Below are 14,709 nucleotides of genomic sequence, written 5' to 3' on the forward strand. Positions count from 1 at the left end.
TGTGTTCTCGCTAACCTGTTAGGAGCCACGGGATACGTCCCGGAAAGGAATGTGGCGGAAACGCTGAACCTGAGGTGATTAAAAGAATGGCAAAGTCAATGTATGCCTACGTTCGCGAGGCATGGAAGCGGCCCGGCAGGTCGGAAGTGAACGGTCTCCTCTGGGAGCGCCTCCAGAAGTGGCGGCGCGAGGGGAGTGTCGTGCGCGTTGAGCACCCGACCCGGATCGACCGGGCCCGCTCGCTTGGATACAAGGCCAAACAGGGCATCGTCGTCGTGCGGGTCAAGATCCGCCGCGGCGGCCGGAGAAAGCCCCGGTACATCCGCGGGCGCAGAACCGCACGCATGGGCATGCGCCGGATGACCCCGGCAAAGAGCCTGCAGCGCATGGCCGAAGAGCGTGCGTCCCGAAAGTTCCCGAACATGGAGGCCTTAAACTCCTACTGGGTCGGGGAAGATGGACGGGCCAAGTGGTTTGAGGTGATCCTGGTCGACGGTCATCACCCGGCGATCCAGAGCGACCGCAACCTCGCATGGCTTGCTAGCCCGGTCCATCGCGGCCGTGCGGAGCGGGGCAAGACCTCCGCCGGCATGAAGGGGCGGGGTATGCGGGCGCGCGGGCGCGGAACCGAGAAGACCCGGCCGAGCATCCGCTCCAACGCGAACCGCGGCAAATAACTACCTTCTTTTTTTATTAGATACGGTCTACCCACGATGAAGATCACAGACGCCAGTGTACATCCCTACCCCGCCGGCGACTCAACGCTTGCACGGATGGCGCTCGAAGCAACAGAACTCGGGTTCGATAGCATCGTCGCCATCGGTGGGGTAGGGCGTCCGTCTACCGGGCTTAAGGTCCTTCAGGGCGTCGTGATCGATGCCGCATCGCAGAAGGACATCCTCAGGCAGGTGCGCGAGCCCGCCGTCCGGCGGGCCGACGTGGTCTTCGTCAACGCCGGGGACACCTCTTTCAACCGGGCCGTTGTCGCGATCAAAGAAGTTCACGTCATCAGGAATATCCAGGCCACCCGGAGGAATGCCTTTGACCACGTCGCCGCACGGTCGGCGGCGGAGCATGGCGTGGGGGTGGACCTTTCGATGGCTCCCATCATCCAGTCCCGCGGGACGAAGCGCCAGAAGACGCTGGAGCGGTATGCGGACATTCTCTCGCTGCAGCGGCGCTACGGCTTTCCACTGACGATATCGTCGGGCGCACGCTCGATACTCGATCAGCGGTCGGTCCGGGAGGTCCGGGGTCTCTGTGCGCTCTTCGGCATGACGGGGGCGGAAGTGAGTGAGGCCTTCGCATCGGTCGACCTGCTCACCGAACCGAAACAGCCCGTAAGGGTGATCAGATGAAACCAAGACCGCCGGCGATGCGGACAAAGCGGCGTTACATCCTGGTGCGGGTTCTCCCCTATGGAATGGCTGCGGACCCAAAGCGGGTCTACCTCTCGGTCATCGAGGCCGCGTCCTCGCTCCTTGGCGATGCGGTCGTCGGTCTCGCACAACCGGCGGTGGTCTTCTGCGATGGTGGATATGCCGTGGTCCGGTGTCGACGGGGAACGGAGAAGGATATCGCGGCTGCGCTTGCAACGGTCACCGCGATTGGAAACGAGCGGGCCGCCCTCCGGACGGTCGCCACTTCCGGGACCATCCACGCACTGCGGCGCCGGATGAAGCCGATCCGGCCGCAGAATGAGGCCGGGGAAGCGGTGTTCGGGGAAACTTATTTCTCGGTGTATCACTATCCTCATCGAAAGGTTGATCTGGTCGAAAAAGGTATTAAGCATCAGAAGTCATTGTTTTTCACCGAAGCCGATTTGGAGGAACGATAATGCAACCACAATATCAAATGGGATATGACCGGGCGATCACAGTCTTCAGCCCGGATGGAAGGCTCTACCAGGTTGAGTACGCCAGAGAAGCAGTGAAGCGGGGCACGACGGCCGTGGGAATCAAGTGCAGCGAAGGCGTCGTGCTGATCGTCGATAAACGGGTGACCTCCCGTCTCCTTGAGCCGGCGTCCATCGAGAAGATCTTCAAGATCGACACACATATCGGTGTGGCATCTTCCGGCCTCGTCGGCGATGCGCGGGCTCTCGTGGACAGGGCGCGGGTCGAATCCCAGATCAACCGTGTCTCGTACAACGAGCCGATCAACGTCGAGATTCTCGCAAAAAAGCTCTGCGACCACATGCAGACTTACACTCAGTTCGGCGGTGCACGCCCCTATGGGACCGCTCTCCTGATTGCAGGGATCAGCGACGGGGAGGCCCGGCTGTTTGAGACCGATCCGAGCGGCACGCTGCTCGAGTACAAAGCGACCGGTATCGGGACGGGGCGGCCCGCGGTCATGAAAGTCTTCGAGGACGAGTACCGGGAGGATGCCGACTTCGCCGACGCCATAAGGCTCGGTATCAAGGCTCTCCATGCCGCCACCGAAGGGAAGCTTGACGTGAGCGCCATCGAGATCGGCGTCGTCTCTACCGAGGCCCGGGAGTTCCGGAAGCTGGAGAAAGAAGAAGTGAAGACCTACGTCGACCAGTTTGAAGAGTGAGCGGGACCCCCAATGATACCTCTGGATCAGGCAGTTGTAGCGCGGCTTGAGAGTTACGGAGAGCGGTTTGAAGTGCTTGTCGACCCCGATCAGGCCATGCGCATCCGGCAGGGGGAGGACGTCGAACTGGAGGAGGTCGTAGCGGCCGACTCCATCTTCTCGAATGCCGCTCACGCCGAGCGGGCGTCCGATGAGTCCCTTCTGAAGGTCTTCAAGACGACCGAGTTCGAACCGGCCGCACTCCGGATCATCAAGAAGGGTGAGATTCATCTCACCTCCGAACAGCGCCGCCACCTTATTGCAGAGAAGCGAAACCGGGTCATCACGTTCATATCGAGGAACGCCGTCAATCCGCAGACCGGTTTCCCTCACCCTCCGCAGCGTATCGAACTTGCCATGGAAGAGGCGAGGGTGAGCATCGACCCCTTCAAGTCCGTTGACGAACAGGTCAAAGAGGTGGTCAAGGCACTCCGTCCCCTCCTCCCCATCCGTTTTGAGGAACTTCGCATCGCCGTAAAGATTCCCGCGGAGTACGCCGCAAGGGCCTACGAGATCACGACTGCGGGGACACTTGAACAGGACGAGTGGCAGAAGGATGGTTCCTGGATTGCCGTCGTCAGGATTCCGGCGGGCGCCCAGGATGAGTTCTATGATCTGGTGAACAAAGTCTCCAAGGGAAATGCAGAGACCCGGATCGTTGAACGCATGTCGTGAGTAACTATATTAGTCGACAGAACAAAAATTAGAGGACATACAAGAGGTACGCGAAATGGCAAATCGCAGACAGAGTGCCAAGGGAAGGGTAGTCGGGAGTTCCGGGCGGTTCGGCCCGAGGTACGGCCGGTTTATCCGGAAGAGAATCAACCAGATCGAGGCGGTCTCCCGCGCGAGCCACGCCTGTCCCCGCTGCGATCAGGTGGCGGTCAGGCGTGAGGGAACGGGTATCTGGACGTGCCGCAAGTGCGGGTTTAAGTTTGCCGGCGGCAGTTACGTCCCCGAAACGCCTGCGATGCGTGTCGCTGCACGAAGTATCGAGCGTTCGCTGCAGAAGGAGGGCTAATCGGTCGTGGCTGCCTATAAATGCGCTCGTTGTAAGCAGAAAGTGGATATCGACGTCAATATACGTTGCCCCTACTGTGGGCACCGGATCTTATTCAAAGAGCGCGGCGCTGCAATAAAAGACCTGAAGGCTCGATGACGGTCGTCACGACGTCGCGTAAACCGGTCCCGGAAGTGCGTTCCCTCGCCCGGGATCTGGCGTTCGCGATCGGCGGGGAGTATGTCACCCGTGGCAAGGCGGGCATGGGCGACCTCATTTCCCTTGATGAGTCGGTTGTGATCGTCTCCCGGTCGGGTCCTTTTTTTCTCATCCAGGTCTTCTCGAATGAAGAATCGGTGGCGGAGATCCCTGTTAAATCGTTCACCGTCGAGGAGCGGGGCGGGGTGCTTGCCCGCGGGCTCTTCGTCTCGGACCGCTCCGTCTGTGAGGCGCTTGGGGGTCAGATCGCCGTCACGTTTGCCGGTGATACTCTTCCCGAGCACCGTATCGCCTTTGACGGGACACAACGAAAGCACTATATCCTGAAGGTTGTCCCCTGATGCACTCGGCAACGTTCCGGTTCACGGTCGATGACGTCCGTGCCCTTTATCTCTCCGTCTGTCAGGAGATGGGCGACGTAGGCGACCGTTCGTCCGTCCGTGTGCGGCTCGAAGGTGCCGATACGCTCGTTCTTGAGGTGACCGCCGCCGACATACCGGCACTCCGTGCGGCCCTCAACACCTGGCTGCGGCTGATCAACATCGCAATTGAGATGCGGGAGATCGTCGTAGCGACCTTGCCCTCTCGGGTCCGGGTGAAATGGGTCGCCGATGAACCCTGACGGCGTTCTCTTCCCCCGACCCTCACCTTTTATTGGTTTCACGCCCTATCATGTAGAGATAGGATGGGGGAACGGGGCGGCTCCCCGTTCGCCATGCGAAATATTGTTACCCATCTTCGTCCCATTTCAGGAGGGTCATGTATATGGAGAATATCCCACCGAAAGTCCAGAACCAGCTGGCGATGCTCCAGCAGATGCAGCAGCAGTTGCAGACCGTGGTCTCACAGAAAGCCCAGTATGAACTGACGATCCGCGAGGCCAGGCGGGCGGTCGAGGATCTCGGCGACGTCCCGGAGGATGCGGCTGTATTCATGAACGTCGGCAGCGTCATGATGCAGAAGAGCAGGGAGCAGGTACTCGCTTCCTTAAACGAGCGCATTGAAACGCTCGAGCTTCGGGTCAAGTCGCTTGAAAAACAGGAGAAAGCCCTGCAGGGCAGGTTTGAACAACTCTCTTCACAGGTCCGGGAGGCACTGGAAGGAAAGCAGAAGCCTCCCGAAGCTTCCTGAATTCAAAATCTTTTGGCGGGCAAAAAGGAGTGGGTTCATTACTCCTGCTCGCGGTCGCTCTTTCGCGTCCGGCAGACCAGGTTGATCGCATTGACCACTGCTTCGACCGACGCGAGGACGATATCGTCATTTGAGGCGCTGGCATCAAAGACCCGGCCCCGTTCGTCCTCGACGGCGATGGTGACATGCCCCAGGGCATCCGTACCCCCGGAGATCGCCTCGATGTTGAACTCTTTTAAGTGAACCGGAGCCGGGATGATGCCGAGGATTGCCCGCACGGCCGCGTCCACCGGTCCGTTGCCGACGCTTGAGAAGATGTGCTCGTCTCCGTTGACGATTGCCCTGACGCTGGCCGTCGGGATCACGTGGTTGCCGGTCATTATAGCGACGTCCTGGAGGTGCAGGGTCTTTTCATCGGGGGTAAGTTGCATGACGCTTTCGGCGATCTCGTAGAGATCAGCGTCCGTCACCCGTTTGCCCTTGCCGGCAATTGCCTTTACCCGCAGGACGATCTCGTCGAGTTGCGCGTCGGCAGGCTCTATATGCACCTCGGCCAGCATCTGCCTGACCGCATGCCTGCCCGCATGTTTGCCGAGTTTCAGCCTGCGCCGGTGACCGACCATCTCCGGGGTCATGATCCCGGGCTCAAACGTGTCCGACCGGGCGATCACACCGTGTGAATGGATCCCGCTCTCGTGAGCAAAGGCGTTTTCACCGACGATCGGCTGCGTGGCGGGAATGCTCATTCCCGCGTAGCGTGCAACGAGCCTCGAGGTTTCCACAAGACTCGCCGTTTTGATGCCGGTATCGATCCCGTAGATGGACGAGAGGGCCATTACCGTCTGTGCGAGGTCCGCGTTACCCGCCCGCTCGCCGATGCCGTTCACCGTCACCTGCACCTGTGAGGCGCCGGCCTCGACCGCCGCGATGGTGTTTGCCACCGCAAGTCCGAAGTCGTTGTGGCAGTGGACGTCGATCGGGCAGTTCACCTCCTCCTCGATCCGGGTGATGAGGCGCTTCATGGCCGCCGGCGTGATCACGCCGACGGTATCGGGGACGTTGATGACCGTGGCCCCGGCCTCCACCGCAACGCGGTAGACCTCCATCAGGTAGTCCCAGTCGGTCCTCGTGGCGTCCATCGCGGAGAACATGCACTGGCCGACGTGGTCGCGGGTGTATGCGATGATATCGCCGGTGGCGCGAAGGACCTCCTCGCGTGTCTTCCGGATCGTGTACTCGCGCTGAACGTCGGACGTCGGGATGAAGACATGGACCAGATCGACGTCGCAGTCGATGCATGCATCCACATCGGCCGGGAGCGCCCGTGCAAGGCCGCAGACCCGGGCATCCAGCCCGAGACCCTTGATGGCTTTGACGATCTCGCGTTCGGCGGTGGAGGAGGCTGGAAAGCCTGCTTCTATGGCGTGTACCCCGATATCGGAGAGGTGCTGTGCAATTCCGAGTTTCTCTTCAAGCGTGAATGAGATGCCCGGCGTCTGTTCTCCGTCGCGCAACGTGGTGTCGAAAACGGTGACGTTCTTTTTCGCACGGCTATCGGTGAAGAAAACAGTACGCTTCAGCGTTCCCAGGTGCATCAGCGTTTGTAGAATTCATACTTATCCATTGTTTAAGGGTGTATTTATAGCCTGATGTCCCGCCCGTGCGGTACCTGAGAGATTTGACGAAATATTTAACTACTACTCGCTCTAACATTGTTAGAGCAGAGACCCGCCTTAACTCAGACTGGTAGAGTGCGCGGCTGTAGTATAGTCTTCGCTCTCGGGCGAACTGCGCGGCTACCGCGATGTCCCCGGTTCGAATCCGGGAGGCGGGATCCCCAGACAAAGAAGTGCCCAGGTAGTGTAGTGGCCTATCATGACGGCCTGTCACGCCGTCGACACGGATTCGAATTCCGTCCTGGGCGTCAAATTTTTTTTATCTCTGGCGTTGAACGGAGTGTATCTTCGCCGGGATGCTGCCGGTCGGTTCCTCCTTCGGGCATCCGCAGTCTGTAGATAAATATATATACCCGAATGCAATACCCGGTGTCATGCACGCTCTGGCGAAATGGATTGAGAGTGATTCTGTATTTGACACTCTGGGGTTACTCATCCTCGGAACCGGTCTCTTTGTTCTCGTAAGTTTGACGATATACGCCTGCGGGTTTCTGACCTGACGGCCGGAGTCCTGCCGCGGACCCCGGCGGCCTGGCCTGATACTTATTATGCATCCCCCTCAAATACTGTAAACAACGTTGTGTTTGTGGATGTGACCTGTGATGACTCTTGATCCACCGCCATGCCCGGAAGACGATTGTTCCCGTATGCAGGACCTGCGCGCTCTTCTTTCCCGACTCACTGACCCGGATAAAGCGGTTCGGGCGGAAGCGATGCACGGGCTTGCCGCAATCGGAAAACCGGCGATACCTGCCTGCATAGCCTTACTGCAGAACGACGACTGGAAGGTGCGCTACCGTGGGGCGGAAGCCCTCGGCCTCGTCGGTGACGGCGAAGCGTATGCGCCCCTCGTCGCGGCCCTCGACGACGCAAAAGACCATGTCCGTTATATGGCGGCGAAGGGCCTCGGCCTCGTCGGCGACCCGCGTGCGGTCGCGCACCTCGGGGTCATGCAGCACGACGAGAACGAGTTTGTGCGGCGGAGCGCCGCCCGTTCCCTCGGGAAGATCGGCGGTGAGGAGGCGCTCGGGGCGCTCCGGGCTGCCCTCAAAGACGAGACTGCCGACGGCGTTCGTGCGGCAATCCTTGCGGCGCTCCGCGATGCGGGAGCGGACGGGACGTCTTCTTCGTGACCCGGGTCGGTGATCCGGTCACATTTTTGCGACTATCACGGTGCTGTTGTCGGTGCTTGCCGCGTCCCTGGCGGCGGCGAGCAATTGCCGACATGCCGTGCCGGGCTCGTTTGCGAGCACAATCTTCTGGATGGCGCTCTCCGGGACGTAGTCGTGGAGCCCGTCCGAGCTGATGACGAGGACCGCTCCGGCAAGTTCCACGCGGTCGAGATCGACCTGCACCCGGGCATCCAGTCCGAGCGCCTGTGTCAGAATGTTCTTTCTCGGGTGGTGCATCGCTTCAGAGGGGGTGATCACGCCCGAATCCACCAGGCTCTGCACATAACTCTGGTCTCGCGTATGCCAGACGGACGATGGCGTGATGACGTGCGTCCTGCTGTCGCCCACCGTGCCGATCCAGCACCTGCCCGATTCGCCGACAATCGCTACCGAAAGCGTTGTCCCGGCGTCCAGGCGCCTCTCATGATTATACTCCCGAATCGTAGCGTTTATGAGATTGTATGCGTGTATAATCAGTTCCGGGGGCTCTATATCCGGGAGATTCTTGCGTGCAACCTCTGCGAGGACGGTGACTGCCGTCCTGCTCGCAACGTCCCCGCAGGCATGCCCCCCGAGACCGTCGGCGACGGCAAATATGTGATATCCCTCCACCCGGTCGACAAGGTAGGCGTCCTCATTTCGTTCCCGTCTCCCGATATCGCTCATCACCGCGTACCGGATTTCTGTTTCTCCCCTCGCCTGCATTGCACAGTGTTCTGGACGTTCTAGTGAATATTTTTTCGGTGAGATCTCTATCCAGGAGTATGCCAGGCATCTCTCAGGGAAATCCCCGTGAGAGTCCGTTCTCTTCCGCGCAACGGACGGCATACCCATACTCCCGCGCCGTGATCGGACGTTGCAGTGCCGCAAGCACCGGGCTCCCTCCTCTGTCGGCCGCCCTCCATGCCGGGTGATACTGGGCCATGATATTTACGTAGGAGTTCCGTGATATCTCTTCGGCAATAAATTTCATCACGATCTCGCTGTTTGCGAGATTTCCGGGGAGCACCAGATGTCTGATGATCATGCCCCGCACCGCGAGACCGTCTCTGACCTCCAGGTCGCCTACCTGCCGGTGCATCTCTTTCAGCGCGGCCTTCATGCGAGCGGTGTAGTCGGGGGCATGCGAGAGTTCCCACGCCACACCATCCCGGCCGTACTTGGCGTCCGGCATGTAGATGTCGATGACGCCGTCGAGGAGGTACAGGGTTTCCACAGAGTCGTAACCGCCGCAGTTATAGACCAGCGGGATGTGGAGGCCTTGGAGGGCGGCGAGGGCGACCGCACGGAGGATCTGGGGGACGACATGCGAGGGGGAGACCAGGTTGATGTTGTGGCATCGGCGTTCCTGCAGGCGGAGCATGATTCCGGCGAGGTCTTCGCATGAGACTGCCGGGCCGAATCCGCACTGGCTGACTTCGAAGTTCTGGCAGAATTCGCACCGCATGTTGCAGCCGGAGAAGAATATCGTTCCCGACCCGTATCTCCCCACCAGAGGCGGCTCTTCACCGAAGTGCGGGCTGTAACTTGAGACCATCGGGAAGAGCCCGGTCCGGCAGAACCCCCGCTCGTCTTCAATGCGGTTCACGCGGCACTCCTGGGGGCAGACGACACAGTCGCGGAGCACCTCGTGCGCGCGCCGCGCCCGCTCCTCAAGTTCGCCGCTCCGTGCCAGGTCTACGTAGCCGGGTGGTTGGGTTTGTTCTGCTTCAGCCATGGTCCCCCTCTTGATCTCGCAGAGATGAAGGTTTTCCTCTCTCGTTCCGCAGGTCTCGTCCCGGGCACGGACAGGTGGGTGTGCCCGGCCGCCCCGAACAATATTTTCTGTTCCCTTCCACCGTCGTCGAACCATTTCGATATCTTTATACGTACCGTAATAAATTTCTCATCGGCGGATGTTCGGTGAGCGTAACCATCTCCGGAGGCTGAGACCCACACGCGCCAGCACCCCTGCGGTCGTGAGATGATGCGGCATTAAAGATCAGTTGTATGGTGGCGCCTTCTACGCAACACGGCAGGCCGGCGAGAGCGACCGCGCAGTTTCGAACGTCCACGCTACAATTCTGATGGTCGCCGTTACCATCATCCTCGCCGCTCTTCTCCTGCTGACGGTGCTTGCGTTGATCCCGTCTTGGACGGAGCCTTTGCCTCCTCCGATCATCATAACCGGGGTTTCACACTACAGCGACGAGACCGGACAGTTGACCTATGCAAGCAGGGTTTTCCTCCTCAACAACGGCACCGCGGTCTACGAGAACGACGCCCTGAAAGCAATTTTCTATTTAAACGGCCAGAAGGTCTGTATCGTCCAGACCTTGAACGGCCACCTCCTCATACCGTCGCACCACTACGGGGTGAGATACATCAAAGGCGAAGGCTGCCGTTCCCCTTACTGGAACCCGGGCGAGGAGATGATCGTGGATCTTGCCGACTGTACACTTTATCCGAACGCAGAGGTCACCGTTGAGATCGTGGATACCCGGACCGGAAAGGTGATCTCGAAACACACGGTGCGGGCGTGAAGTCGACCGCGTCCCCTCGCCGGAGACCATGTATTTGTATCAGGACGTTCTCAAGAGAGTATTATGTTCAACTCGATACTCGTCGCCGTCGACGGATCGGAGATCAGCCGCCGTGCGCTTGAAAAAGCCGTGGCCCTCGCCCACGCCAGCAAGGCTCCATTGCATGCCGTGCACGTCGTTTCGACCGGTACGTATCCCGCTCTTCCTCTCGACGGACTCGAGCCTCCGGATATGGCAAGGCAGGCGCTTCTCGACTCGCTTGATCGGGAGGCGGACGCGATCCTTGCCGACGCGGAACGGAAAGCTGCCGCCGCCGGTGTCCCGATAACTCTCCACAAACGCTGGGGGCACCCCGGCGCGGAGATCACCGCTCTCGCGCAGGAACTCGGCACCGACCTCGTCGTGGTCGGGTCGCATGGCAGGGGCCGGCTCGACCGCTTCTTCCTCGGGAGTGTCAGTTCCTACGTCGTCGATCACGTGACCTCAGCGGTCATGGTCATCAGGACCTGACCCGCCGAACCTGGACGATCGGAGGATGCCGCGGGCGATGAGTCGTGCCACCCTGACCGGCTCGGGCACCCTTCCTTCGCGCGTGAAATCGTTGCAGAGCCTCGCAGCATCCGTGAGGGAGAGCCCATAAGGACGGATGAAGAGCACATACCCGGTATGTAACCGGACGGGCGTCCTGTCGCCGAGCCGCCGGTATGCAGCGAGCCTGCCGGCATCGTCCGGGAAGTGTCGGTGGATCTCCTCCGTGAGCCCCCCGGACTCCTCATAGGTGGTGATGACGACGGGGAGTCCGGTTACGTCCCGTACCGCCGCCGGGTCGATGATGTTGTACCAGGCAATGACGCTCCCGCCGATCATCAGGAGGTTGATGTCCCTGCGGGCAAGTCCGGTAACGATCTGGATGACCGCATCGGTGGCATCGGACCCTCCGACGGTCACCCGGGCAAAGGCCGCTCCATCGATCCAGAGGTCCTTTCGCATGACGACGCCGGCAAGGGTGGACTGCTCCCTCCCCGAGTAACTCTCGGCGATACCGAGGACCCGGAGCCCCGATTTGGCTACGTGCATACGAAGTCCTTATGAGATTTAATCAGATATAGTACACTAATGAACGTCGAGCGAGATGAGGTATGCATCTTCATCCCCACGCTGAACGAGGCACCGACGATTGGCAAACTGGTCGAAGCGTTCAGAGAACGAGGTTTTCTTAACATCCTCGTCATGGACGGAAATAGTACCGATGGTACACCCGATATCGCACGATCCGCAGGCGCGGTTGTCCGGACACAGACGGGAAAGGGAAAGGGCAACGCCATCATCGAGGCCGTGGAGGTCATCGATAAGCCCTATATCCTCATGCTTGACGGCGACGGCACCTACTCGCCGAACGACGCGGAGAGGATGCTCGCTCCTCTCGGGCGCGGATACGATCACGTCATCGGCAACCGCCTTGTCAATCCCGATGGGGCGGCGTTCACCCGGTTAAACCTCCTCGGCAATCAACTCCTCAACCTGATATTCAAACTTGCACATGGAAAAGACCTCCGCGACATCCTGTCCGGTTACCGCGCCTTTACGCTTCACTCGGTTCGGCAGATGACCCTCAAGGAGGCCGGGTTCGAGATCGAGACGGAGATGGCGGTCGAGGCAGTGAGGAACGGGCAGCAGGTCGCGGTCATCCCGGTTCGGTACCTCGCGAGGCCCGGCACCACCACGAAGTTAAACCCGTTCCAGGACGGCATCAGGATATTCTCGACCATATACCGGCTTGCAAAGATGAACAACCCGATCTTTTACTTCGGGATCATCGGACTTTTCATATCGCTTGCCGGGGGGGTTATCGGGGTTTATGTCGTGCTTGAATGGCTCAAGGACATCGAGCACCTGCCGCTCACCATCCTCACGGTCCTCCTGATCACCATCGGTTTCCAGATCTTCATGTTCGGCGTGATCAGCGATATGCTCCTCGGGTTCCACCGCGAGACCATCCACCAGATCGAGCAGTTACAGGCTCCCCCGAAGCCGCCCCGATAGGTAGAGGACCCGGCATGCGTACTCTGTGATCGAGGTGTAGATATACGCCTCATCCAGCGTTTTTCCGGCGGCAAACGTCCCGTGTCCGCGGACGATGACGATATGCCCCTCACGGAGCGCCCCGGCGACGTTTTTTGCAATCTCTTCGGTCCCCGGACTTCCGGTAACAACCGGGATCTCCGGGCAGAGCGCCCCGCCCTCGCTGTCGGCCGGCCGGACGAGATCGGCGTCGAGCGACGCGGCGACGGCATGGACAGGGTGGGCGTGGACGATCGCACGGTGCGGGGTCTCGCGGTAGACCGCCCGATGAACCCGGTACTCGCTTGAGGCTTCAGGTGGAGCGTCGCCCGTAGCAGGCACATAGACCGGCATCTCCCGGGCGTCGAGGTACGCGCCGGTCCGGGTGATGAAGAATCCGCCCTCGGCGCGCACGCTCATGTTTCCGAAGTTCGCTCCGACAAGCCCTTCGAGGAAGAGCCGCCTCCCTATCCGTTCAAACTCCTGATCCAGCATGCTTCCCACACTTCTTATTCATAGAACATTTCTGCGTACCTGGTGATATCGTGTGCGCCCGGGTTTGCCGGGCAATGCGGGGTATGCGCACTGGACTACAGCGCGTCCCCGGAGAAAAGGGCGACCTCCCCGCAGAATGTTTCCATTCGCGGGGAGCGCCTATGATGAGCGGCGCAGATGAAACCTGCCGGCGACGACGGGCGCGCGGCCCGTTCAATCGCCGCGCCCTTATACGTCACGGAACGGCGTGATGTCGCATCCGGTGCAGGGAAGGCACATCGTCCGGGCCTTCCGCGTATCCAGGTTGTTCTGTTTCAGGATCTCGCGCGTCATCTCTCCGAGCCGGATGAGACGCTCTTTTGACGGGCGATTCACGGTGATCTCACCGGCTCTGAGGGGCGAGGAGGAGATCGGCCGGAGCACCGGGATGACCCCCATCTCCGCGAGCCGGGTGACGCCTCTTCTAACGCACTCGTCGTCCTCTCCGAGACCGAGGAGGAAGTTCGAGTGAACGAAATTTCTCTGAAAAACGTCCACCGCTTCCGCCAGTGCGTCGAGAATGAACTCAAGAGAGAGTCCGGGGCAGACGGCGCGAAAGATCTCCGGGTCCATCGTTTCGACGTTGTACTTGATCTCGTCGGCACCTGCGGCCCGGAGTTCCCGTGTCGAGGTTGCCGTTGGATAGACCGAGACGCCGATGGGAAGGTCGTACCGGGCCCGGAGCGCCTTCACCACCGCGACCATCCTCTCCACTTCCTTCTCCGGGGAGTCGGCAACGCCGCTTGTGAGGGAGATTGCACGGATGTTTCCCCGGGAGGCTGCCTCCTCGACCATCCGTACGACGGTATCTGTATCCTTTATCCCCCCGTTCAGTTTCGGGACGGGGCAGAACCTGCAGTTAAAGGTACAGCGCTCACTGACGGTGATGTACGCCTGTTCCGGGCAGTGACAGAGCGGCTGCTCCAGGCGGCCGTGTGCAACCGTCTCCCCGTTCAGGAGAACGGCAACGCGGTCTCCGTCCGGGACTACCCGAAGCGGCGCGCCGCTTTTGATGGAGAGCCGGACCCGCCGGTCTCCGGAGACGAGGAAGAACGATGACCCGCCGGCTCCCGGGCCTGCCGTAGCCGTTGTTTTTAAAGTTTTAATGAGTTCTTCGTCGATGCTTGCTGCCCCGATGCTGACGAGCAGTGCCTTCTCCTCAAGTGTCATCTCCTGCAGGTTCCTCCTTTGTTGTTCCATCTGGTTCTCCTCGGCGCTCTGCTGGCTTGCGTAGTGTTCACAATTGTGAATCCATAGGAAATAGTGGAGATGAGGGCATATATTGGTTGTTGTCAGGGAGATTCTTGCCGCATTCGGTGGATTGAAAGGGCGGCACTGCGCCGGAATGCGGAAAAAATTGCCCGGGAGTCAACAGTAAAGTAGTAAGGGGTTGTATGATAGTATGGAAGTTTCATAAGTGTGAACGTCCCTGCCAAGGTGGCGGAGTGGCTACGCGGTTGACTGCAGATCAGCTGTATCCCGGTTCGAATCCGGGCCTTGGCTCTTCTTTTCATCCGCGGGATGAAAATCGTCGGACGCCGGGCTCCTTCCGGCCGCCGATTGATACGATCACAAGGCCCGTTTTTTCCAATTCGTTTGCAGGTGAGGGCGTTTTCAAAGGGTTTTCAAACCGCCGGGTGCGAATAACGACTTTCCCGAAGGGAAAGGAGTTCGAGAAACTCGGAAGTCGTCCAAAAAGATTTATGATCCTCTGTTACGCCCTACTTGGAACACCTGTATACAATATCTTGACCATTTGAACCTTAGATGAGGACAGAATACGGAAACGGTTTTAC

General features: G+C 59.9%; 20 protein-coding genes and 3 tRNA genes. 17 read left to right on the forward strand and 6 right to left on the reverse strand.

The features are described from left to right. Positions 1-86 precede the first annotated feature (86 nt). The 10 genes from BRA42_RS14070 (at position 87) to BRA42_RS14115 (ending at position 4,948) form a co-directional block, all read left to right on the forward strand. Positions 87-677, forward strand: a complete 591-nt coding sequence (locus BRA42_RS14070; RefSeq protein ID WP_292405203.1) for a 50S ribosomal protein L15e — start codon at positions 87-89, stop codon at positions 675-677. Between the two features lie 36 nt (positions 678-713). After that, entirely contained in the window at positions 714-1,358 is a 645-nt protein-coding gene (locus BRA42_RS14075; protein WP_292405200.1) for an RNase P subunit p30 family protein, read from the forward strand. After that, entirely contained in the window at positions 1,355-1,837 is a 483-nt protein-coding gene (locus BRA42_RS14080) for an Rpp14/Pop5 family protein (protein ID WP_292405197.1), read from the forward strand. Before BRA42_RS14075 ends, BRA42_RS14080 begins: the two co-directional genes overlap by 4 nt. Next, positions 1,837-2,559 carry an archaeal proteasome endopeptidase complex subunit alpha gene (gene psmA, locus BRA42_RS14085; protein ID WP_292405194.1) on the forward strand — a complete coding sequence of 241 codons (723 nt, stop codon included), beginning with the start codon at positions 1,837-1,839 and terminating at the stop codon, positions 2,557-2,559. Before BRA42_RS14080 ends, psmA begins: the two co-directional genes overlap by 1 nt. A gap of 12 nt (positions 2,560-2,571) precedes the next feature. After that, positions 2,572-3,273 carry a ribosome assembly factor SBDS gene (locus BRA42_RS14090; RefSeq protein WP_292405192.1) on the forward strand — a complete coding sequence of 234 codons (702 nt, stop codon included), beginning with the start codon at positions 2,572-2,574 and terminating at the stop codon, positions 3,271-3,273. Positions 3,274-3,328: 55 nt separating this feature from the next. Further along, positions 3,329-3,619, forward strand: coding sequence for a 50S ribosomal protein L37ae (locus BRA42_RS14095; protein ID WP_292405189.1), 291 nt, complete (start codon positions 3,329-3,331; stop codon positions 3,617-3,619). A gap of 6 nt (positions 3,620-3,625) precedes the next feature. Beyond that, entirely contained in the window at positions 3,626-3,757 is a 132-nt protein-coding gene (locus BRA42_RS14100) for a DNA-directed RNA polymerase subunit P (protein WP_292405186.1), read from the forward strand. Further along, positions 3,754-4,158 (forward strand): hypothetical protein, encoded by a 405-nt coding sequence (locus tag BRA42_RS14105; protein ID WP_292405183.1) that lies wholly within the window; start codon positions 3,754-3,756, stop codon positions 4,156-4,158. Before BRA42_RS14100 ends, BRA42_RS14105 begins: the two co-directional genes overlap by 4 nt. After that, a complete protein-coding gene (locus BRA42_RS14110; protein WP_292405181.1) occupies positions 4,158-4,439 on the forward strand; it encodes a KEOPS complex subunit Pcc1 in 282 nt (93 codons plus the stop codon). Before BRA42_RS14105 ends, BRA42_RS14110 begins: the two co-directional genes overlap by 1 nt. 143 nt (positions 4,440-4,582) lie before the next feature. Next, entirely contained in the window at positions 4,583-4,948 is a 366-nt protein-coding gene (locus BRA42_RS14115; protein ID WP_292405177.1) for a prefoldin subunit beta, read from the forward strand. Between the two features lie 38 nt (positions 4,949-4,986). Here the strand turns inward: BRA42_RS14115 and BRA42_RS14120 are convergent, their stop codons facing one another. Next, the gene (locus BRA42_RS14120) at positions 4,987-6,543 is read right to left on the reverse strand and encodes a 2-isopropylmalate synthase (protein ID WP_292405174.1); all 1,557 of its coding nucleotides are present in this window, start codon (positions 6,541-6,543) and stop codon (positions 4,987-4,989) included. A gap of 132 nt (positions 6,544-6,675) precedes the next feature. On the opposite strand from BRA42_RS14120, the gene BRA42_RS14125 reads away from it, so the two are divergent. From BRA42_RS14125 to BRA42_RS14135, 3 genes are all read left to right on the forward strand, one after another. Then, a tRNA-Tyr gene (locus tag BRA42_RS14125) sits at positions 6,676-6,782 on the forward strand. A gap of 17 nt (positions 6,783-6,799) precedes the next feature. Next, positions 6,800-6,872: transfer RNA gene (locus tag BRA42_RS14130), tRNA-Asp, on the forward strand. Positions 6,873-7,226: 354 nt separating this feature from the next. After that, positions 7,227-7,757: a HEAT repeat domain-containing protein gene (locus BRA42_RS14135; protein ID WP_342770246.1), complete on the forward strand. Its 531-nt coding sequence runs from the start codon at positions 7,227-7,229 to the stop codon at positions 7,755-7,757. A gap of 18 nt (positions 7,758-7,775) precedes the next feature. Here BRA42_RS14135 and BRA42_RS14140 read toward each other — a convergent pair whose 3' ends face one another. Continuing rightward, positions 7,776-8,501 carry a PP2C family protein-serine/threonine phosphatase gene (locus tag BRA42_RS14140; RefSeq protein ID WP_292405168.1) on the reverse strand — a complete coding sequence of 242 codons (726 nt, stop codon included), beginning with the start codon at positions 8,499-8,501 and terminating at the stop codon, positions 7,776-7,778. Between the two features lie 73 nt (positions 8,502-8,574). Next, positions 8,575-9,513 carry a radical SAM protein gene (locus BRA42_RS14145; protein WP_292405165.1) on the reverse strand — a complete coding sequence of 313 codons (939 nt, stop codon included), beginning with the start codon at positions 9,511-9,513 and terminating at the stop codon, positions 8,575-8,577. 268 nt (positions 9,514-9,781) lie between these two features. Between BRA42_RS14145 and BRA42_RS14150 the strand changes: the two genes are divergently transcribed. Both BRA42_RS14150 and BRA42_RS14155 read left to right on the forward strand, forming a co-directional pair. Then, positions 9,782-10,318, forward strand: a complete 537-nt coding sequence (locus tag BRA42_RS14150) for a type IV pilin (RefSeq protein WP_292405163.1) — start codon at positions 9,782-9,784, stop codon at positions 10,316-10,318. A gap of 63 nt (positions 10,319-10,381) precedes the next feature. Beyond that, on the forward strand, positions 10,382-10,828 hold the full coding sequence (locus tag BRA42_RS14155) for a universal stress protein (protein ID WP_292405159.1): 447 nt from the start codon (positions 10,382-10,384) through the stop codon (positions 10,826-10,828). On the opposite strand, the gene BRA42_RS14160 is transcribed toward BRA42_RS14155, so the two are convergent. Beyond that, complete coding sequence (locus BRA42_RS14160) at positions 10,802-11,395, reverse strand: DUF99 family protein (protein ID WP_342770245.1); 594 nt, start codon at positions 11,393-11,395, stop codon at positions 10,802-10,804. The genes BRA42_RS14155 and BRA42_RS14160 overlap by 27 nt on opposite strands. Positions 11,396-11,434: 39 nt before the next feature. Here BRA42_RS14160 and aglJ point away from each other — a divergent pair, with 39 nt between their 5' ends. Further along, positions 11,435-12,361, forward strand: coding sequence for an S-layer glycoprotein N-glycosyltransferase AglJ (aglJ, locus tag BRA42_RS14165; protein ID WP_292405153.1), 927 nt, complete (start codon positions 11,435-11,437; stop codon positions 12,359-12,361). Here the strand turns inward: aglJ and BRA42_RS14170 are convergent. Together BRA42_RS14170 and BRA42_RS14175 are read right to left on the reverse strand one after the other, a co-directional pair. Continuing rightward, entirely contained in the window at positions 12,332-12,874 is a 543-nt protein-coding gene (locus tag BRA42_RS14170; protein ID WP_292405151.1) for an aldolase, read from the reverse strand. The two genes, aglJ and BRA42_RS14170, sit on opposite strands and share 30 nt — an antisense overlap. A gap of 228 nt (positions 12,875-13,102) precedes the next feature. Continuing rightward, positions 13,103-14,113, reverse strand: coding sequence for a radical SAM protein (locus BRA42_RS14175; protein WP_292405148.1), 1,011 nt, complete (start codon positions 14,111-14,113; stop codon positions 13,103-13,105). Between the two features lie 231 nt (positions 14,114-14,344). Between BRA42_RS14175 and BRA42_RS14180 the strand changes: the two genes are divergently transcribed. Continuing rightward, a tRNA-Cys gene (locus tag BRA42_RS14180) sits at positions 14,345-14,416 on the forward strand. Positions 14,417-14,709 lie beyond the last annotated feature (293 nt).

The organism is Methanoculleus sp. UBA374, from assembly GCA_002508705.1.
In the GTDB taxonomy this organism is placed as follows: Archaea; Halobacteriota; Methanomicrobia; order Methanomicrobiales; family Methanoculleaceae; genus Methanoculleus; species Methanoculleus palmolei.